The 21103-nt window shown below is 56.5% G+C and carries 12 protein-coding genes; all 12 read right to left on the bottom strand.

All coding sequences use genetic code 11. The features are described 5' to 3' along the window. Positions 1 to 4: 4 nt before the first annotated feature. Positions 5 to 1036, bottom strand: a complete 1032-nt coding sequence (locus tag ACFSR7_RS30605) for an SGNH/GDSL hydrolase family protein (protein WP_378168149.1) — start codon at positions 1034 to 1036, stop codon at positions 5 to 7. Beyond that, positions 1037 to 3412: a hypothetical protein gene (locus tag ACFSR7_RS30600; protein WP_378168147.1), complete on the bottom strand. Its 2376-nt coding sequence runs from the start codon at positions 3410 to 3412 to the stop codon at positions 1037 to 1039. After that, complete coding sequence (locus tag ACFSR7_RS30595; protein WP_378168145.1) at positions 3409 to 6318, bottom strand: glycoside hydrolase family 2 protein; 2910 nt, start codon at positions 6316 to 6318, stop codon at positions 3409 to 3411. Before ACFSR7_RS30595 ends, ACFSR7_RS30600 begins: the two co-directional genes overlap by 4 nt. Positions 6319 to 6321: 3 nt before the next feature. Then, positions 6322 to 9021, bottom strand: a complete 2700-nt coding sequence (locus ACFSR7_RS30590; protein ID WP_378168144.1) for an alpha-L-rhamnosidase — start codon at positions 9019 to 9021, stop codon at positions 6322 to 6324. Between the two features lie 29 nt (positions 9022 to 9050). After that, positions 9051 to 10211, bottom strand: coding sequence for a mandelate racemase/muconate lactonizing enzyme family protein (locus tag ACFSR7_RS30585; RefSeq protein ID WP_378168143.1), 1161 nt, complete (start codon positions 10209 to 10211; stop codon positions 9051 to 9053). A 12-nt stretch (positions 10212 to 10223) separates the two neighbouring features. Beyond that, positions 10224 to 11246: a zinc-dependent alcohol dehydrogenase gene (locus ACFSR7_RS30580; RefSeq protein WP_378168142.1), complete on the bottom strand. Its 1023-nt coding sequence runs from the start codon at positions 11244 to 11246 to the stop codon at positions 10224 to 10226. Positions 11247 to 11265: 19 nt separating this feature from the next. Further along, positions 11266 to 12867 carry a hypothetical protein gene (locus ACFSR7_RS30575; protein WP_378168141.1) on the bottom strand — a complete coding sequence of 534 codons (1602 nt, stop codon included), beginning with the start codon at positions 12865 to 12867 and terminating at the stop codon, positions 11266 to 11268. Between the two features lie 906 nt (positions 12868 to 13773). Next, the gene (locus tag ACFSR7_RS30570) at positions 13774 to 14868 is read right to left on the bottom strand and encodes a glycoside hydrolase family 172 protein (protein ID WP_378168140.1); all 1095 of its coding nucleotides are present in this window, start codon (positions 14866 to 14868) and stop codon (positions 13774 to 13776) included. 35 nt (positions 14869 to 14903) lie between these two features. Continuing rightward, positions 14904 to 15605: a PIG-L deacetylase family protein gene (locus tag ACFSR7_RS30565; protein ID WP_378168139.1), complete on the bottom strand. Its 702-nt coding sequence runs from the start codon at positions 15603 to 15605 to the stop codon at positions 14904 to 14906. Between the two features lie 26 nt (positions 15606 to 15631). Next, on the bottom strand, positions 15632 to 17197 hold the full coding sequence (locus ACFSR7_RS30560; RefSeq protein WP_378168138.1) for a glycoside hydrolase family 32 protein: 1566 nt from the start codon (positions 17195 to 17197) through the stop codon (positions 15632 to 15634). A gap of 39 nt (positions 17198 to 17236) precedes the next feature. After that, positions 17237 to 18895 (bottom strand): SGNH/GDSL hydrolase family protein, encoded by a 1659-nt coding sequence (locus tag ACFSR7_RS30555; RefSeq protein ID WP_378168137.1) that lies wholly within the window; start codon positions 18893 to 18895, stop codon positions 17237 to 17239. 22 nt (positions 18896 to 18917) lie between these two features. Continuing rightward, a complete protein-coding gene (locus ACFSR7_RS30550) occupies positions 18918 to 21050 on the bottom strand; it encodes an alpha-galactosidase (RefSeq protein ID WP_378168136.1) in 2133 nt (710 codons plus the stop codon). Positions 21051 to 21103: the final 53 nt, after the last annotated feature.

The following is a 21103-nucleotide window of genomic DNA, read 5'->3' as shown; positions in this document are numbered from 1 at the left end:
GCTATTATATCAGAATCGGCGCCAGTACCGGCGTCAATGCATCGGCAATCCGCATGAAGCCAAGGTCGGTCGGATGGACGCCGTCTACCGTGCATTCGTTCCAGCACTCCCCGAGCAGATGAGCCCCGTCGTAAAAATGAACGAAGCGATCGCCCTGGCGCCGAAGCGCTTCCACCCACTCTTTTTGATAATCCCGTCTCGCAATTCGATCCAGACAGGATGAAGTTTGCGTATGCTCGTAGCCATAAGGAATCCGCGACAGCACGAGGATCGGTACATTTGCATGCCTGCTTCGCAAAATGCGAATAAATTCGGGCATCGTCCGGATCAGATTGTCGATATTCGGATTGTTGGCGTCATAATCAAGGACGATGCAGCCCGGATCGTCGATCTCGGTCATGAATCTCGCAATCTCGGGGTCGCCCTGGCCGTTGCCGGAGAAACCGAGATTAATAAACTCCCGGTCGAATCTGCGGCTCAGTAGGTTGGTGTACGACATCCCAGGTCGCGATGCGCAGCCTCCCTGCGTAATCGACGTTCCGTACAGCACAACCTTGCGATCCGACGCGTACGCCGGAAACGCGCTGATGTCGGCACTCGGATTTACCCCGATACGAACTTCATGCACGCCCTGGAATAACGGAAAGTTCAAAGTGACGCAGCGCTGCGCCGCCTCCAGGCCTTCAAAAAACACATACTCGTAATGATCGGCATCATATGGAAATCTTGTCGTTCCGAAATACCGCTGCTCGCCGGGTGCGCCCAGATAGCAGTCGAATCCGTTAACGGCCGTCGCAGGGATATGCTCCGCGGTGTTCGGCGCGAACAGCTTGACCTGTATGGCGAGCTTGGTCGCATTCGTGCGGAAACGGATCTGGCCCCCTGACGTATGGTTCGCCAGCTCATCCAGAATCTCGCGAATCGCGCCGGGCGCGACGGTCGGCAGCCGGCGATACTTGCGCTCCTTCGTCCGCCAGGCAAATCCGGCGATCTGAAAAGGAGGCTCATCGGGCGCGTGCCATAGGAGTTCTTCCAATTAAGCCGTCCCCTTTTCTTCGGACAACCATAGCAGCAACTTCAGTTCCTGCGGCGGATTCGGAAGGTAGAGATGCGTACCGCTCAAGTTTCCGTTCCATTCCGGAGCCCGGCCTTCGCGATTTTGACCGTCTCCGGGAGGCAGTTCAACCTTTCGTATTTCGTAGCCATTCTTTAAAACGAACGTTACTTCGAACGCCTGAATTCCATTCGGCAGTTGAACCTCGACTTGAAGCAAGTCAAGCGAGCTTCTGGTCAGCTTAAAGGATAGCTCGCCCAAATAGGTCGCTACCCGGTTCGCTTCGATCCGCTTCCCGGGCTCCAGCCAATCGGCAGGCGCGCACGGCAGCAGCTTAATCGTACGATCTTCCAAAAGGTACAGTGAATTCAGAATCATCTCCATAACGCGGCCGTTGCCGCTTCCGTTCGGCTGCCAGGGAGACAGCCACGGCAGCTGCGGACTAAAGCGCTCATGAACGTGAAGGGTGTCCAGCGTCGTCGAAAAGGCCATCGTCGAATAAAAATAACGCAGCGCCTTCTCCCGTTCTCCGCGCAAGCACCATACCCGATGCCAGATTCGCTCCGCCTGGTTGACATAGTATAAATCAATCGCCGAGCCCGCATATTGCTCCTGAAGCTTGCCCAGCGCCGCGTCTTCCATCCCGGGCAGCCTCACCGCGAACAAGTCGCCCATGGAAAAGTAGCTGCGCATATAATACTCGATCTCCGGAACAAGCGAATCCTCGGCGGACAGAATCCCCGTGTCCAATAAGCAGGCAGGACCGTCGATCGCATATACGGCTTTCTTTTCTCCCGGCTCGGTATAGGCTTCATTGGAGATCCAGCGGATCTGCTCGCCGGGGGGATACGAATAGGTCGCCCGTCCAATCGCCGCTTCCAGACATTCCCGATAATCCCGGGACGCCGCCGCGTACTTAGCCGCGTCTGCATAACCCCATTCCTGGAGAGCAAGGGCCATCAGATTCAAACCGTGCCACGTATGCGCGTCCGAGAAGAAGAAATGCCCCTGATCCGGCCAATCGTGAACGCGTCCTTTCGGCAGCAGGCCGTAATGCGCCGCTCTAGTGCCGTCTTCCTGGATGATTTTAGTCGCGCTTCTCTCCCGTTCGATCCATTCGCAGGCTTGAACGATCGCCGGCAGATGCTCGCCGAACCACGCTCGGTCCTTCGACGTCAAATAATAATCCGCCAGCATCCCGAGTACCGCTCCCGTCTCGCACATCCAGAAAATATGCGCGCGAAAGGATCCCTCGGGAGACACGATGTCCCCGGCCGGCCCTTTGCTGCCGGCCTGCGTGCTTAAAAAATACTGCAGCGTTTTTTTAACCGTATCCCCGTAGCCAAGCCGATTCATCATTTTTAAATATGCGGATACTTCCCAGGAATACACCGTCATATATTCGTTGAATCCGCCTTGTCCGGGCAGTGCGGCGCCATCCGCTCTTTCCGCGATCAACTGCAAGGCGTTGACTTGGGCCGTATCGAATATATCCTGAATGATCGGTTCCGGCACATGAATGCCTGCTTTCCCGGTTAACGCCGCGTTCCAGACTTGCCTGCATCGTTCGATGGCCGTAGCTTCATCTAATCGGATTTCATTTTGAATGGAAACAAGGTCATTCGTTCTTCCGGTCGCCGTGTCGAAAATTTCGATATGAATTTTTTGGGTCTCGCCGGGAGCAAGCTCCATATGAAACTGAAGGATATTGGCGAATTCGCCGACTTGTGCCGCATACGCCGTGCTCGTGCCAGTCGCCGCTTCGTACCGCACAATCGTAACGCCTTGCCGATCGAGCAGGAGCCCGCTTGAGGAATCGATGGCCCGATGCTCGAGATCCATCCCGTTTAGCCAAGGCGCAAGGACCTGGTCATAAGGGACATAATCTTCGTTGATATCGACATAAAAGTTCTCATGCTTGTCTTCAACGCTCGCAAAATACCAATCCGCCGATCTGGCGAGGGTCGGATGCAAATTGGCAATTGAAAGATAAAGATGTACGCGCGCGCCGCCATCCGGCTCCGGTAAGGTCAAGCTCGTCAATCGATGATCGAAGCCGGATTGCGGCAGCGACGAGAATAAGATCGGTTCCTTGGGCGACAAATACGTTTGCTCCACGTTGCGGAAATCGAAAAATTGCGGTTCCCCGCCCGCAGACGCGCTAACGAAGAAGCCGTGTCCCCTTCGGAGCTGGCCTTTGCGTGCGAGCGCATCCTTAACGATTAACGTCAGATCCGGCCTGACCTCGACCAGCGAATCGGCCAAAGGCGGATGAATATAAACTCGTTTGGAGCGGGTCCGGGGGTAACGCCCCGAAATTTGCGACCAATTGGGTTCAGGCGTACGGGAAAGCGTCATAAGATATTCCTCCCCAGCGTCGTTTGCGCATATCGGATTAAATTGAGTAGCAGCCGGTCCGCTGCCGGATGGCGATCGATTTGCGCCAGAACGTTCATTGCATTCAGGAAAAACCGGCCCTCTTCAGTCTGATAATGAGCGATTAACAAACTCGACTCGTAACCTCGAGGAATCCGATAATGTCCCGTGTTGAAGCCGGCGCAAATCGTTTCATAAGGCGTATCTTGTCCTAAAAAGATCTCATGCGAGATCACTTGACCGTAAACGTCCATATCGAGAATGCCGGGCCCTTGCAGACCGTCGAATACGACATGCCGGTTCGCTACGCATTCCTTATGATAAATCGATTCTTTGATGCGCTTGCACGTGCCTTTATTCGTCAGAGGCAGCCATTGAATCGCCGATTCGTTGTCAATAAAAAGCGTCGGGTCCGCAAAAAGAACGGCCGCGCCATTATTCATGCGTTGCTTAAGAAGCATCCAGGTTTCTTCGTTCGAGGCGTCTACCGGATTTCCGACAATAATGACTTCCTGGTTCGGTCCTTCTCCAGCTTGAAGCGGTATGCAATTTAACCCGCGATCTGCGAGCCAATTCTCTACAGACTGATCGATCCCCCATAGCGTCACTTGTCCGTTGCATAGCGGATATGCTTTCGGATCGGTCATCTGAAATTTCACCGCGCCCCCGGAAGGCGCGCCGCCTCGTTCCAAATTGGCCGCAAACGTGTAACTTCCTTGCAGACCGTCGATTCGGATTGTCTCTTTTATCACGGGCACCGCAAAAGGCATGCTCTCCGGAACGGTAAACGAAACGGCTTTCTCCCATACCGTGCCTGTCGGTCCGAAAACTTTGAATCGGGCGGGATACGCTCCCGGCGCCAACACGTCCTCCGTGGCCAGAACCGCTTCGACCGTAATCTCCCGGCCGCAATAGCCATGCATGGCATCCACGAACAAGCACCACCTGAGCGGGGCAAACCCGTCGCTTACCGCATCGAACATCGTCGGCTTCCATTCGCGCCACATCGTCCACATGCCTTCGCCGCTCATGCCGTGATCGAGCATGCCGGTTAAATTGTATCCGCACAGGCGCGGATTCGAGCGGATCAAATCGAATCCGAACGTGCGTTGGCGAGCGTTCAGCCGTTGGCTGTCGCGCAGCATGTCTTCCGGAAACGGATAGGCGTCTTCCAGACCGAGCCGCTTCCAATCCGCGTACAAGGACTCGCTTTGCTCCTGCAGCCATGAAGCGTCCTCCAGGTCGGTCCTGGCGCCCGCTTGTTCAAAGTGCCTCCACTCATTAATCACGTTAAAGAGACTGGCGATTCCGTATTCCGAAAGATAAACCGGCTTGGTGTCTTTGCCCATCTGGCGAAGGAAGCTGTTCGTCTCGTCGGATTGCGGCGTCGGCGGATAATAATGAAATTCGCCGCTGCCCTCGGCGGACGGGCGATCGAACTTAAGCGTCGGCGCGTCGGGCGCTTCGATCCCCCAGCAATACTCCCATGAATCGCCGCCGGGATTGCTTGCCGAGCCGATGCTGAACCGAAAATCAAAGCGGCCGCTGTTGAGAAGCACTAATCGGGAAGCGTCGTAGCGACGCAGGGTGGGAAGAAAGGCAACGGCCCTTTCGAAGACGGGACCGTCGTTCGTCTCGTTCAATAAGCTCCACGCGGCGATGCAAGGGTGATTGCGGTCGCGTTTGATCATTTCCACGTTGCTGTGATCGTACCGCTTCCCGACTTCCTCGGTATAAGGAAGATTCGGATATTTAGGATCGCTCGTGAAATTCAAGCACCAGTTGGCCATCGTCTCTTCGAAAACCAGCAAACCGATTTCATCGCAAAGATCGAGCTGCTCCGGCGAAGCGACGCCTGCAATAAACCGGACCGCATTAAAGCCGGCTGCTTTCAAATAAAACAGATCTTTGCGGAGATGATCGGATAAGGTCTGAACGTTCATCGTAACGGGCGTCGCATTACCCGTGTGCGTGCTTTTCAGGAAGATCCGTTTGCCGTTCAAGTGAAAGAAACCGTCGACAATCCGAAAATCCTTGAAGCCGAAACGAACGGTTTGCCTGTGCGGGCGTTGCCCGGCTGTTTGAATCTCGATCGTCAATTGATAAAGATAAGGGTCTTCGAGTCGCCACAACCGCGGATTTGGGATCGTCACGGTCATCTCATGAACGGACTCGCCGCATTCTGCGTTCAAGATAATGCGATCGGCTTGAATCGTGTCCCCGGATCCATCCGTTCGTGCGACAGCGCCTTGTAAAGCAGCGGCCTTTGCTGCGCCAAGACCGTTGCGCACCGTAGTCGTGATCTTCACTGTGCCCGTATTCATTTCCGGCTGCACAAAAACGTCCGTCACATAAACGGCAGGCACCGTCCTCAAATCCACGTGCCCTTTGATCCCGCCATGGTTGAAGTCCCCGCCGGCCGACGCGACTTCATTTTTGTTCCGATGCGGTACTTGGCCGAGTACGATGCCGTCAATCGGTTCATTGGTTGGATTCAGTACGCGAACAGCCAACAAGTTCCCGCCTTCGGCAGCCCATAAATCCGTGATGTCAAACTCGAAAGGCGTTTCCCCGCCTTCGAAGGAGCCGGCGCGCTTGCTGTTCACCCATACGTCGGCCAGATAATCCACCGCGCCGAAACGGAGGAGGGTTCGCTCTCCGGCGGAACGATCGCAGTCGTCCTCGATCGTCTTCCAATACCAGGCCACGCCATGGTATCCGGGAAACACTTGCTGGATGACGCCTGGTACGGGAGCGGGCTGTGCTTCGAAACAAATGCTGTCGAACCATCGTTCCTCGATGCCTTTATTCTCCCGGTCGACGAGCAGCTGCCAGGTACCGTTTAACGATAGGATGCTGCCTTTTTGGCCGGTTGCGGTCATGGTCATGCGTTACGCCTCCAATTGCCCTGCCCCTTTGGAATGAAAACGAGTTCGGAAATGGTATTCGCCGGACCCGACCTGCACGACTCGTTTTTGCCCGACGATGCCAAGAACGATTACGGATGCGTCAGTCCGGTCGTTCGTCCCGTCATGTAAAGGCATGCCGCCCTCATAAACTTGCTCCCCGTCGATGAACGGAATATGAATGTCCGCCTGCGTATTCGGCGGAATCGTCACCTGAAGCTCGGCGAAGCCGTCTTCGATCGACCAGCGGCTCCGGATCGTGCCGTAGCTGCTTTCATATTCGCAATCCACGGATGCGAGACGGGCGTTCATGAAGGGCCGGATCTGAATGTGCTTGTAACCGGGGATTCCGGAAGCCTTGTCGATCCCGCCCATGTATCGGAACATCCATTCCCCTACCGCGCCAAGCGCATAATGGTTGAACGAATTCATGCCCGGCGTCTGGAACCCTGTCTCCTCGGTCCAGCCGTCCCAGCGCTCCCAGATCGTCGTCGCTCCGTTGCGAATGGAGTACAGCCAGGAAGGATACGTATCTTGAAGCAGCAGGCGGTAGGCGACTTCCTCGTAGCCTGCTTCGCATAAGACGGGCAGCAAATATTTAATGCCGTGAATTCCTGTCGTAATATGCCAGCCGCGCTGCTCGATATCCGCGACCAGATGGGCCGCGGCCTTCGCTCTTGATTCATCGGGAAGCAGCTCCATGAAGAGCGCCATCGCATAACCGGTTTGTGTCTCTCCCGCGATTCGTCCGTCTTCCCCGACAAAGGTTTCGTTGAATCGAGATCGGATTCGTTCAAAAAGTTCGGCGTACGAGGCGGCTTGCTCCTTTTTCCCGACCGCCTCCGACATGGCTGCCATGAGCTTGGCGCAATAAGCAAAGTAGGCGGTAGCGAACAAGTCCATCGGCGTGTTTGCGTTGAGGGATAACCAGTCTCCGTAATACTGGGTATCCGTGCGCAGCAGGCTCGGATTCATCTTGATCAGGAAGTCCATCCAGGCGGCCATCGCCTCGTAATGGTCTTCGACGATCCTTCGATCTTCATAGACGCTGTACATCGTCCAAGGGATGATGACGCCTGCGTCGGCCCAACCCGCGGAAGCGACGAACGTGCACCAGTCCGAAAATCCTTTGAGAAATGGCGCCGTATCGGTAAATGCCCCCGTTTTCCGCTGCGCATCCACGATATCGGTCATATACTTCGCGAAAAAACCGGCAACGTCCATGTTATACGAAGCGGTGCGGGAGAAGATCTGCGCATCTCCGGTCCATCCCATTCGCTCGTCCCGCTGCGGACAATCGGTCGGGACGCTTATAAAGTTAGCGCGCTGCGTCCAAAAGATGTTGCTGAATAACTGATTGACGCCCTTATCTGAAGTGACAAGCTTGCCCGTCGACTTCATCGCATTGTGGATGATGCGTCCGGTGATTTGCGTCACCGTCACATCATCGGACGCGACAATCTCCACATATCTGAATCCGTGGAAAGTAAACTTGGGCTCGTATATTTCCTCCCCCTCGCCTTTGAGGGTATACGTATCCGTTTGTTTAGCCGTCCGCAAATTATCCGTGTAGATGGAGCCATCCTGGTCCAATATTTCCGCATAGCGCAAGGTAACCTTGGAACCCCGCTCGCCGGTCACCCCGATTCGAACCCAACCGACCATATTCTGGCCGAGATCGATCAGCTGCGCTCCCGACGCCAGCTTCCGCTCCGCAATCGGCTCCTTCTCTTCCATCACTCGGATCGGCGGGCTCGCCTGGGCTGTGATCCATCCTTTGAAATCGCCGTACACATGCGGGCTTCGCCATGCCGAATCGTCAAAGTCAGCTTCATTCCACCCGCCATGCTCCAGTCTGGCGTCGTAGCGCTCGCCCATGAGGAAGTCCGAGTACAGAATCGGTCCCTTGCTCTCCTTCCACGAGGCATCCGAGACGATCGTGTCCTCCGTTCCGTCTTCGTATCGGATGGAAAGCTGCAGCATAAACCGGAGCGCCTCGCCATAAAGGTTTTTTCCGTACCAGGCAATATGACCGCTATACCATCCCTCTCCGAGAATACTTCCGACTGCATTCGAGCCTTCGCGCAGCAAAGCAGTGACATCGTAAGTCCTGTAATGCACCCTGGTCTGGTAGTCGGTCCATTCCGGCGCAAAGTAGTCCTCCCCGACGCGGCTGCCATTGATGCTGAGCTCGATCGCGCCGAAAGCCGTCGCGAATAACGTCGCGCTCTTCACCGGTTTTTCGATCGTAACGGACTTGCGGAAGAAGCTGACTTCGCGATGGCCATCCACGGGTTTAAAAACCTCGCCGATCCAATTCGCTTTCCAGTCGCTTATGCTCAGCAGCCCCACGGACCACTCGCTTATTTCGCTCCAATCGGACGGATGGTCATCCCGATCCCACACGCGAACTTTCCAATAATAGCGTTCATTGGACAATAGCGCAGTCCCGTTATAGGGCACGAAGACGGATTGCGCCGAACTCACCTTCCCCGAATCCCAGACGAACGCGGACTCTTCAACGAGCTGCTGCCGACCGGAGGAGACGAGGATTTGATAAGCGAATTGGATAAATCCCCTCGACTCGGTTTTAATCATCCAGCTCAATCTTGGGCGCGGCGTATCGATGCCCAGCGGGTTGTACAAGTATTCCGTCTTGAGATTCGTCAGGATGACGTTGTTCATAGGTCCGCCCCCATTGAAAAAGTTAAGCCTCAGAGCAATTGACCGATCCGCGGCTGGAATTGGGGATCCTGCGGATCGTAGAACACCATCTCGCGTTCGAAGTCCGTTCCGTAATGGTTCAGCTTCGTAATGTCCAGATCGATGCCGAAGCCCGGGCGGTCGGGAACCGTTATTTTCCCTTCGTTGAACACAAGCTCCTCTCGTAGCAAGTCGCCCTTCATAAATTTCAGATGGGTATCGTTCGCAAACGGGAAGTTCCGCGAGGACGCGACCATGTGCACGTTTCCGAGCGTGCCGATGCCCGTCTCCGCCCAGCTTCCCGTGGCGCACCAGACGCCTGCGTGGTTGGCCAGATCGACGATTTGTCTGGCCTTCAGAATGCCGCCGGCCTCGGACGGATAGACAAGGAAGCAGGCGCAGGCGCGCTTGTCGATCAACCGCAAGGCATCCTCGTATGTGGCGCAGCCTTCGTCCGCGATGATCGGCACGTCGACGGCGCGCGCGACGGCGGCCATGCCGTCCACGTCGTCGAAGCGCGTCGGCTGCTCGACCATTTGCAGGTCGTATTTCTCCATCTTGCGGATCGCCTTGATCGCCGTCGGCACGCTCCAGTTCTGGTTGGCGTCGATGCGGATCTTCATCGCGGGGCCGACCGCTTCGCGCACGGCTTTGACCCGCTTCGTATCCAGGTCGATGTCGCGTCCGACCTTCAGCTTCAGTTCTGTGTAGCCCGCTGCAGCGAACTTGCGTGCTTCTTCGGCGTTGACTTCAGGCTTGTCGATAAAGATGTAGCCCGAGAACGCCACTTCCTGCTTCACCTTGCCGCCCAACAGGTTGTAGACGGGCGTGTTCAGGATTTTGCCGCGCAGGTCGAGCAGCGCCATCTCGATGCCGGCCAGGCCGTAATTGCCGATCTGCTTCCAGTTGACGCAATATTCCTCGAGCCGGTGAAGGATCGATTCCAGCTCCATCGGATCGCGGCCGATGACGAACGGGGCGAACTCCTTGTCCACGACGGATTGGATGACCGGGATCGTCGGTCCGACCGACTCGCCGATTCCGATCAAGCCTTCGTCCGTCTCGATCTGCACGATCAGCGAAGGCGCGCTGTACCTTGTCCCTCCGGACCATTTTTCACCTTTAAAAAAGGGGATTTTAATTGCTTTCGTATGGACGGCGACGATTTTCATGGCGATTTCCTCCTATTCGTGATTGACGATAATTTTGATCGCTTCATCCGGTTCGTTCCGCGCGAATGCAATCGCTTGATCCAGTTCGTCGAAGCTGTAATGATGCGTAATCATCGGGCTCACCTTCACACTGCCGGAAGCGATCATCTCGATGACGCGCGGCCATACTTGCGGCGCGTTCGTCGAGCCCATCAAGGTTAATTCCTTCAGCACCGCTGCCTGAATGTCCACCTGGACGGGATGGCCCGGCAATCCGAAGAGCAGTAGTTGTCCACCTCTTCGAAGCAGCTCGATGCCGAGCTTCAAGGAAGCCTCGTTGCCTGCCGCATCGATGACGATATGCTGGGTTTCCGCCGCCGGAAGCGGATCCTCGGCATCCAGGGCTTCTGACCGCAGGTTAACCGCGGCATCCGCGCCTAGCTTGCGACCGAGCGCAAGACGATTGTCGCGCATGCCGATCAGCGTGACCTTGCTTGCGCCTGCCGCTTTTAACAGCTGCACATAGTAGAGGCCAGTCGGACCGTCCCCGATCACGGCGGCATGCTGTCCAAGGCGAATATCCAGTTTATCGATGCCGCCCAGGCAGCAATGCAGCGTCTCCGCCTGGGTCGCTTCCGCCAAGCTGACGTTGTCGGGCAGCCGGTACAGGTTGACGGCGGGGACGACCAGATACTCCTGCCAGCCGCCCGGGAATTGCAGCCCGATCTCGCCTGCATCCGAGCAGCGGTGCTTGTTGCCGTTCCGGCATTCGTGGCAAACGCCGCAGCCGGTCAGCGGATCGATGCAGACGCGGTCGCCAGGCTGCCAACCTCCAACGCCGTCGCCGATACGCTCCACGATGCCGGCCAATTCATGGCCGAGCGCCAGCGGCGGCGTGCCGAAGCCGGCGTGGCCGCTCATGATATGCAGATCCGTGCCGCAAATGCCGATCGACAGAATGCGGATCTCGACGTGGCCGCTGCCCGGTTCCTCGCGCCCGATAACGCTTGACGCCATCGTATTGGTTCCCGTCCATTGCCATATCTTCTTTTGCATCTGCAGCACCACCCTTCCCTTAAAGCGCGATCGCCGTATCGTAAGTCGTTAAGACGCCCGCATCGTCAAGAATCGCAAAGGACAAGGGCGAGAGCTGAACGGAATAACAGCGGTCTGCCCATTGGACAATCCCCTGGTTTTCCGTTTCCAGCAGATTAAACAAAATACACTTGCCGCCGTCCTTGAGCCATACCAGGCCGACCTGATTCCCCTCAACGAACCGCGGGAAATCCCAGGAGCCTTGAGCAATCAGCCGCTGCAGCAAAGAAAGTTGCTCTGCGGAAGGTCTTGCCGTCGCTGGTTGATCCCAAATGACAATGCTGGTTGCGGCAAGCTGCAGCTGTTCCAGCAGATCCTTGTTTTTTTTGGCTGCCGCTTGGTCAAATACGACTTGCTTATATCTGGGCAGCTGCGCCAGCCATTGTTCGCTCAACCGATAATCGCCGAAAAACAACAGCAGCTCTCCGTCTTCTCCGCTCTGGTCCGCGCGAACGGCCTTGACCGGCAATCCCGCCAGCAGCGGCAGACTGGTCGGGACAAATGCTTCCGCGAATGCGCCATGCGTGCCGTAAGCCAGATGCACCGGAAATGCTCTCGGCACGTTTGCGGTCGCTTGGTCCAGCTCGCGCAATACAGGCAGCGCGTCCGCGATCGCATGCCAGTAGCTCGCTTCCAGCACCCAGGTGCCGCTCATGAACAGCACGTTCTCAAGGCCGGCGGTAATGGCCAGCTTCGCTTTATAGACCAGATTGTGCTCCTTTAATGAGCGCGGCGGAAAAATCGTCGATTCGCTGTAAGCGAATTTCTTATCTATAAAGCTCAAGTGATACAGAATGCCAAGCAGTTCTTCTGCTTTTGCATGAGGAGCCGAGAATCTCGTATCGTTGAATTGGTACTCCCCCACCCGGAAGAGCGTGTCGGGAATCTGCTCGCGAATTGAAGGCATGTCGATCCCATGCCGCTCGTCTCCGAAATGCATCACCATAATACCGGGCTGAACGCCTTCGATATCCGTTGCCTTCACGACGTCCGTTACTTTGACGCACTGGAACGCAACCCAGTCCTTCATGATGGCCGTGTTCCGATTTTGCGTGATTTCGACCAGCAACGATTCTCTCGTTTCCTGACGGCCGTAGGTGCGATTGAATTCCGCTACGCAAGCGTCGCAGTAACAGCCTTCTATAAATTCGTTGAAGTTGCCGGCTCGCAGATCGTCGTCCAGGAATACTTCCTTGAAGCCCGCATCGCGCAGATGCTTGGCCGCCTTCCCGTTGTCCTCGATCAGACACTTATCGATGGCTCCGCAATAATAGACGGTTTCGCCATGGATATCGACCCGGTAATGCCAATGCTTGGGGATCTCCAGATCCAGATCGGGGTCGTCCGGATTCAGCGCGTTGCCGGGGTGTCCGATCGGGATCGTGACCGCGCCGACCTCAAGGCCGTGCAGCTCTGCGAACGCCTTGGCCTCCTTCAGCTCCTCGATGTCGACCATCTTGCCGGAGAAAAATCCGGCGATCCAAATCTTCTCGATGCCGGCGTTTTTGATATTCGCGATCAGGTCATCCCGCGTGGCGGTGTCCAGCAAGGGCTCGTGCGCCATGCTATATTGCAGCTTCATTTTTTTCACTCCTGTTTTGCTCGATTTTAAAGTAGCGGTTTGAAATGGGTAACCTGGCCGCTAATTTTGAGTGGCGAGGCGTGCGAGAGCGTCGGATTTGGCCGCATCGCCTGCACTAGAGCAGGCGATGGGCCCGGGAGCGCCCGAATCGGTGGCATCGCCTGCTCTAGGTTAGGCGATGGGCCCGGGAGCGCCCAAATTGGTGGCATCGCCGCACTAGGTTAGGCGATCAATTCGGGCGCCCGAATCGGTGGCATCGCCTGCACTAGAGCAGGCGATTGGCCCGGGAGTGCCTGAATCGGTGGCATCGCCTGCACTAGAGCAGGCGATTGGTCCGGTAGCGCCCGAATCGGTGGCATCGCCTGCACTAGAGCAGGCGATTGGTCCGGTAGCGCCCAAATTGGTGGCATCGCCTGCTCTAGGTTAGGCGATGGGCCCGGGAGCGCCCGAATTGGTGGCATCGCCTGCACTAGAGCAGGCGATTGGCCCGGTAGCGCCCGAATCGGTGGCATCGCCTGCTCTAGGTTAGGCGATGGGCCCGGGAGCGCCCGAATTGGTGGCATCGCCTGCACTAGAGCAGGCGATAGGCGCGAAGGCGCCCGAATCGGTGGCATCGCCTGCACTAGAGCAGGCGATAGGCGCGAAGGCGCCTGAATCGGTGGCATCGCCTGCTCTAGGTTAGGCGATGGGCCCGGTAGCGCCCAAATTGGTGGCATCGCCTGCACTAGAGCAGGCGATTGGTCCGGTAGCGCCCGAATCGGTGGCATCGCCTGCACTAGAGCAGGCGATTGGCCCGGGAGCGCCCGAATCGGTGGCATCGCCTGCACTAGAGCAGGCGATTGGCCCGGGAGCGCCCGAATTTGTGCAGGTACGCCCGATTCGATCCCGCCGCTGCATCCTCGGCTGTTACTTCACGGTAACATCCCGCGAATCCCGGTCCGGGAGCGGCGGAAACGCCGCATGCGGTTCCGACTGGTACCAAAACGCCGTGGATGCCACGTCGTCCTGCAGGTGCAAATACTTTTGTTTGTCCTCGGCGTCGACCTGCCAGCCCAGCGGCTGAACGGTCGCCTTAAAGTCCGCCCCGAACAAAATCGGATCGCGAATATGCCAGCGGTACAGGCCGTGCCGCATGCAGGCCGACATGAAGCCGTCCGGCTTGATCAATTGATGGTAGCCGAGATAAGGCGCGCTGTACATCTCGTATGCCTGCTGATCGTTCGTGAAGAAGCCCCAGGCCCCGCCGAAATAATCCTCTAAGCCCGTCCCGCAATACGTAGGGAACTGCGTGTCCCCGTCGATATAGAACTTGACCTCGCCTTCACCCCACCAGCGGTTATGGCGCTGCTCCCAAGCCAGATAGACGCCGGCGAACCGGCCTTTGCCGGAAATGCCGTCCACGATCGTATATTCCGTTCCCCGCGGAATCGGGTTCTGCCTGCGCCACTGTGCATGGAAATACGTGCTGTCCTCGGGAACTTCCGCAAGCGCATAATCGATCTGGTAGAACAGCATCTCGAGATCGACCCGACGCGTATTCTCGACCGTGATGCGCGCCGAGCGCCGGAACGGCATCGGCCAGTAGCCGTTGAAGCCGCCCAGCGGATTCACGTTGACCGGCTCGGACACCACGTTGACCGGCACCCCCCAGCCGTTGCAGAAGAAATCTCCGTAAGGCACCTCGACCGACGGCTCCTCTTCGCCGTCCCAGTAGAAGCGCAGCACCAGATCTCGAAAAAACTTCTCGCCGCCGAGCGTCATCCAAATATGCATAACGATGCCCGGCCCTTCAATATCGGCCAGCACGACCGTTTCTCCGCCCTTGACCGTTATATAAGGACGCGCCTTCCACCCGATGCCCATGGCCGACGCCGGTCCGTCCGGACTCGGCGCCGCCATCGCGCCTTTGCCCTTCTCCCCGGTGGGATTCTCGGCGGAGATCGAGCGGGACACGGCGGTCGAAGCTTGAAAGATCGTGGATAAATCGAACGATATGCTCATCGCGAACCTCCGGTCATTTTGTTGTTTGCTGCGTCTTACGGAAGCAGATGCGGACTTCCCGGGATCGGAAACAACGGCAGGCTGCGGAAGCCTTCCGCGTATTTATAGCCCGGGGCAAGACCGCGCATGGAGGCGATTCTGACCATGTTCGCGACGATATCGGCGCCGTACACATGCTGCATCCAGACGTCCTGGCTTTCATGGCATTTGAGCATTTGCGATTTGGCCTCGAACGTATCGGTAATATCCACATAAGCCTCGGGCTGAAAATCGACGGCGCCTACGTTTTCGTATAAGAACACATGCGGCACTTTGGTCATCGCCGGATATTCCGTGACGATGAGCGGCACGGTCACCGGTATACGGCAGTCGATCGATATTTCCGAGCAAACGCGGTGGTCGGGATGATAATCGTTGGGACTGTGCACGAACATGACGTCCGGATTCGCTTGACGGATCGCATTGATAAAGGTCATTCGGGATTCGCGGTCATGGAACAAAAACTCGTCGTCGTAATCAAGCCAGATCAAATCGGCGCCGATGACATCCGCTGCGGCTTGCGCCTCTTTTTTGCGAACGGCCGCGATTTCTTCCTTCGTAAGCGTAGGCGAGCCGACGTTTCCGTTGGTCGCCACCATGACCGTCACTTCATCGCCGCGCGCCGCGTACTTCGCCAACGTACCGCCTACGCAGCATTCCACATCGTCCGGGTGTGCGCCGATAGCCAAAATTCTCATTCCCGTTCTCCTCCTTTTGCGTCCGTTTAATAGGGATTCGACGGCATCATTTCCCAGACCTCAATCGTCTCGAAGATAGCCGTACCTCCCTCGCTGAAGAGGTAGACGCCCGTGCTGTCCGATCTTTCCGGATAAACCCGTCTTGCGATCGCTTGTCGCTCATTGGCGAAAATTTCGATCACGCCTTTATCGATATAGACCGAAAATTCGAGTCGTTCGGAATCTTTCAATTGAAACGGAGCGGCTTCCCTCGCCTTCCAGCCGCCGGCGCCGCTGCGCGTCGAGTCAAAGACGAGCTCTTCCGTCTCGGCATCGTAATAGAGCAGCGTGACTTCCGCTTCGTCCGGGGAAGTGCGCACCTTCAGACCGGACTTCCGGGCGTTCCCGGGTGTGATCGTCAGCTTGATTTCGGAAGATTCGCCGTTTATTCCGTCCAGCTCCAGCTGTTCTCCTGAGGAGAGTTCGATGGCCGGAAAGGCTTTGGCGTTATATCTTAGCATCGCGAGCTCGTCTACCGGCGCCATCCGCAGCGTCTCGTCCTCGCCCAACCACACGGTTCTAGGCAAGCTGTACACGCCGGACCACCCGAAGCCGGATTCGTCCTCCAGATTATCGATGAGCCATACCCATACGATCTGTCGGCCTTTATCGTCCATCAACGCTTCCGGCGCGCAGAACACCCTGTCTACCCATGTCATGCGTCCGTGACTTTCCGGCAAGAACCTATTCTCGCTGTATTCGCCGATATAATATTGGCAGCCCTTGTTATGCGAGATGAACAGCTGCAGGTATTTGCCGCTCGGCGCCCCGCCTTGTCCGGTCAGCGGCAGCGGGAAAAAGCTCGCGCACATGGCGTCTTCGGATTCCTGCGTCCATCGGTTCGAACGGTCTCTTTCATAAAAACGGCCAGCGTATTCCCAGTTTTTCAAATCCGCCGATCGGAATAAATCCGTCCAGTCTCCTCGCGCCTCAAGCGGAGAATCCGCCGATTTTCCGTAATCGTCCAGCACGCATAAATTCCCGGTTTGCATATAATACACGCCGTCTTTTTTCCAAATGTTGCTTGGATCGCAGCTCCCCGCATACACGATGTCGCCGTTTTTGCCGACAACCTCCGTAATGCCGTTTACCGTGCTTTGAATAGCCAGCGCATCGAATTTTTCCCACTGTTCATAGTGTCGGTCGGAGCTCCTGGCAATCCCGACGCCGCCGCCGGACATCGTCTTTATGTCCGTCGCGAGGCTCGAATAAGAAAGATACGCGGTGCCGTCGTCATCGACGAAAGCCCCGCCGCTAAAAGCGCCGTTATCACCGTGGCTCGGAACCAACGCATCCGGGTGGTGGCGCCAATGGACCAGATTGTGGCTCGAAATATGCCCCCAATTAAAAGCGCCGGTCGTGCTCGAGCAGTTTTCATAGAGATACATCAGATGGTATCTGCCGTTCGCATAAAAAGCGCCGTTCGGGTCGCCCGGCAATCCGTAGCCCTCGGGAGTGGCAAAGTGATAGCCGGGACGGTAACGGTCGCCAAGCAGCATCGTCCTAAACGCTTTGACGGTCCGGATCGATTCTTTTATCGTTTGATGGTCCATAACCGGCTCCTCCAGCCCATCCGTAGCCGCATTTTGCGCCTATAGGAGTATTTTTAATATAGCGCCGCTGAACACGCGATCGAACAGTCCCCAGTTCTGATCGACAAGCCCATAGGGATGGTTGACCATATTGCCTTTAAGCTCCGTTATGAAATACTTGCCGAACTTGTGGAGGTTCTTGAAGTAGCTGTAGCCTCCTACAAAAGCCACTTGGTATTCGGCAGCCAAGCCGCGATACAGGTCGTGGAATTGCTGAAAGCTCCTTGATGAGCCGTTTCTGGAGAATAGCGGGTTGGCGCCGTTATTCGTCAGGAGAATGCATGGAATGCCCGACTCCCGGATGCTTTGCAAAAGATAACGGGCGGCTTCCTCGGTCTCCTCCGGATGGCCATGGCATACGTCGTTGATGAAATACTCCATAACGATTAAGTCGGGCGCTACGCTTAATACTTCATGGTGGAACCGATGCCTGCCGTGACGCATCTCCTCCCCGCCGTAGGCAATGACTGAGGTTGAGATCGCCGTCTGCGGATAGGCCTTCCTTAGCGCCCGAACGACTTGCGCGGGCCATAATCCGTGACGCGCGTTGCTGGCGCCGAAAAACGCGATGCGTACCGGATCGCCGGCTGCGGCTTTTTTCCTGAAGCCGTCCAGATGCTCGCGCTGCTCCAACGGAACCGCGTCCAGCGGATCGCTTCCGTTAAGCGCCGGTCTTCGATCGAATATCATTTCCGGATAGGCGGTAACCCGGTACGCGCCTGACAAGTCGACATCGGCATCCGCCACCGATGGGGAAAAATCAAGCTCCAGCCCCCAGCTTACCGGATACCGGTAGGCGGATTGCAGCAGCAGCGGCAGCTTCCGATCTTGCGGCAGAGGCATGGCTTCCGTCCATCGCAAGTGATCTAACGTGAAGGAGGCGCCCGTGCCGTAGTCCTCTCCCGTCGTCCCGATTTTGACTTGATAGGATGCCGACGAATCGCCATCTGCAGCGCGAACCTCGACCACGTAGGTACGTTCTGTCATGTCCTCGTATCGTCCCGTCACGACCGGCAGCGGATGCTCCGACGCGGAAGACGACGCGCGATCCGCGTCGACCGCGCTCCCTCCGCCATAGATGCAAGATTGGCCCCAGCCCGTGAAAACATGGGCCAGCACAACCCCCTTATCCACCGCCGGCGGCTCGGGCAGCAGCAGCTCGCGAGACTCCGGCGCTTCGCTGTCCCCTTCGACAACGCGGATCGTGCCGTCATCAAGCAGGACGATGGCGTCATATCTGCACAGCCATACGGCGTAATCGATGGAAAGCTCTTCATCGACGCCGATCTTCCCCTGCGGATGGCGCTTGATGGTCCCCCAGTAGCTGTCTTGCGTATAATCGGCTTCAGACACGTATCGCTTCCCGCGGTCCTTTGCGTACACCTGCAGCGAACCGGGAACCATGCGCTGGTAAGGCATCCCCGCGGTGCCGCGAATATTTTCGCCGTTCCAGCCGCTCGGGGAAGCCGTGCCTTCGCCAACGATCCGGTAGCGTTGGTCGTTATACCGCCTTTGTCCGGCCACGCGAATACATACCGTTGCGGCTTCGGCCAGCTCGATGACCCGATTGCCCGTCGCGATGCGTCCAGGTTCGACGATTACGTTCATGGATGCCGGCTTCGTAGGTACGACCGCCAGGCCCGAAAAACTTGTTAACATGAATAGCCCCCTGCTCGCCGGTTCATCGCTCGGCTTTGGTCAGTAATATCATTTGCGAAGTTAAAGCCGTGTCCAGCTCGATCGCGAGTCCTTGTCTCGACAATTCGTAACCGCCGACAACGAACTCGCTTCCTTCCGGCTCAAACCGCACGCGATAGCTCGCGCCCTTGTCGAGTCCTTTGAATTTTAAGGCGTAGCGATCTTCATCCGCATTGATTAGCCGGAACACGGTCGCCACGGCTTTTTTTCGGTCTTCCGACACGTACTCCAGCGCGGCCCACCCCGTACCGTCGGCGCCTGGGATGACCGGCGTATGATGGTAGACTTTTGCCGTCCGGTGGAAGGTCCGAATGAAATTTTTGTAAATGTCGACATATTTTTTGACGCAAGCCATCATGGCGGGACTCGCTGCCGCAAGCGAAGGGGTAACCCCGCACAACATCGGATGCCCCAATATCGTCACGTGCATTTGGGTGTCCAAGTTCCCTTCCATCCCCGGCGAGTATGACCTGTTGATATATTCAGGCGGGAGAGCCATGCTCATGCCGTTTAAGATTCGCACCGTCCGCGGCATCTTGAACCAATCGGAAACCCAAGTCGTCGTAAACCGGCTGACGATGCCGATATCCGTCCGTCCGCCTCCGCTCGCGCAATTCTCGAGCTGGAGGTTCGGAAACTGCCTGCCGACCCGCTCGAAAATCTCGTAAATGGCTTCCATATGCCGCCAATGCGTGTTCTCGTTCCGGCCTTCCTTAAGGTTAAAGCCCCCTTCGTTTGAGCTTGAATTGTAATCCAGGCGGAACATATCCAATTGATATTTTTCGACCAGCCGAACGATTTCGGACGCCACAAAATCCTTGACCTCCGGCTTCGACAGATCGAGCACTCTAGGGAACGTGCTGCCGTATTTCGATAAGAACCAGTCGGGATGATTTTCGGCGAGCTTCGATTTCGAACCGGCGGTTTCGATTTCAACCCACAAACCGCACTTCAAGCCCTTTGAACGCGCATGCTCGTAGACGGGAAACAGATCGTTGGGAAGAATGTCCGCAGCGTGCCAATCGCCCGTCGTATTCCCCCAATCCGTTCCCTGTTGCCCGTTGTTGCCGTACCAGCCGGCATCAATCATAAATAGCTCCGCGCCCAGTTCAGCCGCGATGTCGACCTCGTGCTTGAGACCTTCTTCGCTCATGTCCGGCTGCTTATAGGTGGGCACCATATATCCGGCTTGGTTGTAAACGACGGGCTGCAAGCCATCGCCGACTTGACGCAGGACCGATTGCCGCAAATAGGCATGCAGATTTTGGACCGCCGCATCCAAGTCGATATGGCTCATCCCGAAATGCATGTCCGGCGCCGCGATCGTCTCTCCAGGCGCAAGCAATCTGGCGGGAGACGCCGTAACCGGTTGAACCTCGAAGTTCAAGGTGATCTTGTTCGGAAGGCGGCTATCGTTAAAGTAGTCGGCGAAGAAGGACGTCTTCCAGTTGGCAGACCAACCCATCTGGGAGACGAAATAGCCGCCGTTGATATTGTTGCGAAGTATAAAGAAAGGGCTGCTGTGCCCGCTCATGCCGAAGGTGGAGTTAAAGAAAATGCCGGTGTTCACCGGAATATCCTGCCAAGCGAAGTTCCCTTCGTTCGCCCAATACAAATCCTTGAATCGCCCGACGGAATAAGGCGCTACCGTGCCGTCCCGCAGATTGTCGGCGACGTTATCCGTTATGCTCCAAATACATCCCTTTAATGGGATGACGCTCGTTAAACCGACGGTCGCATCGTCCGACAGATTCGTGATTTCCATCGATCTTCTGAAGAAGCCGAAGCCGCAGCAGCTCGTTATTACTTTTAACTGAATAGGTTTTCTTACGTGCTTTAACGTCAAGGTCCCGGTCGTATTCCCAAGTTCATCTCGTTTCGATGCGAAATCGCGATATTCCCATCCGTCATTCAAGGATTCCCCGTCGATCGTCAGGTCGAAGGCGGGTTTATCCTTTAAGTCGTTGTAATCGTATATCGTGGTGCCGTTATCCTGAAACCCGGCGAAAAGCAATCTTCCTTCCATGAGCTTTTCTGTATAAATCGACAGCTCCGATTTGTACTGGAAGCGCATATTGTCACGATCGGCGATGATCGAAGTCGAATTTGCGGACATTGAATTCCCTCCAATAGAAGTCCTTGGCCATTCGAACCAGTAGAAAAGGGACC

Source organism: Cohnella sp. GCM10020058 (genome assembly GCF_042683485.1).
In the GTDB taxonomy this organism is placed as follows: domain Bacteria; phylum Bacillota; class Bacilli; order Paenibacillales; family Paenibacillaceae; genus Cohnella.
Note: the sequence above shows the minus strand (reverse complement) of the source record. Positions and strands in the feature narration are given on the sequence as shown.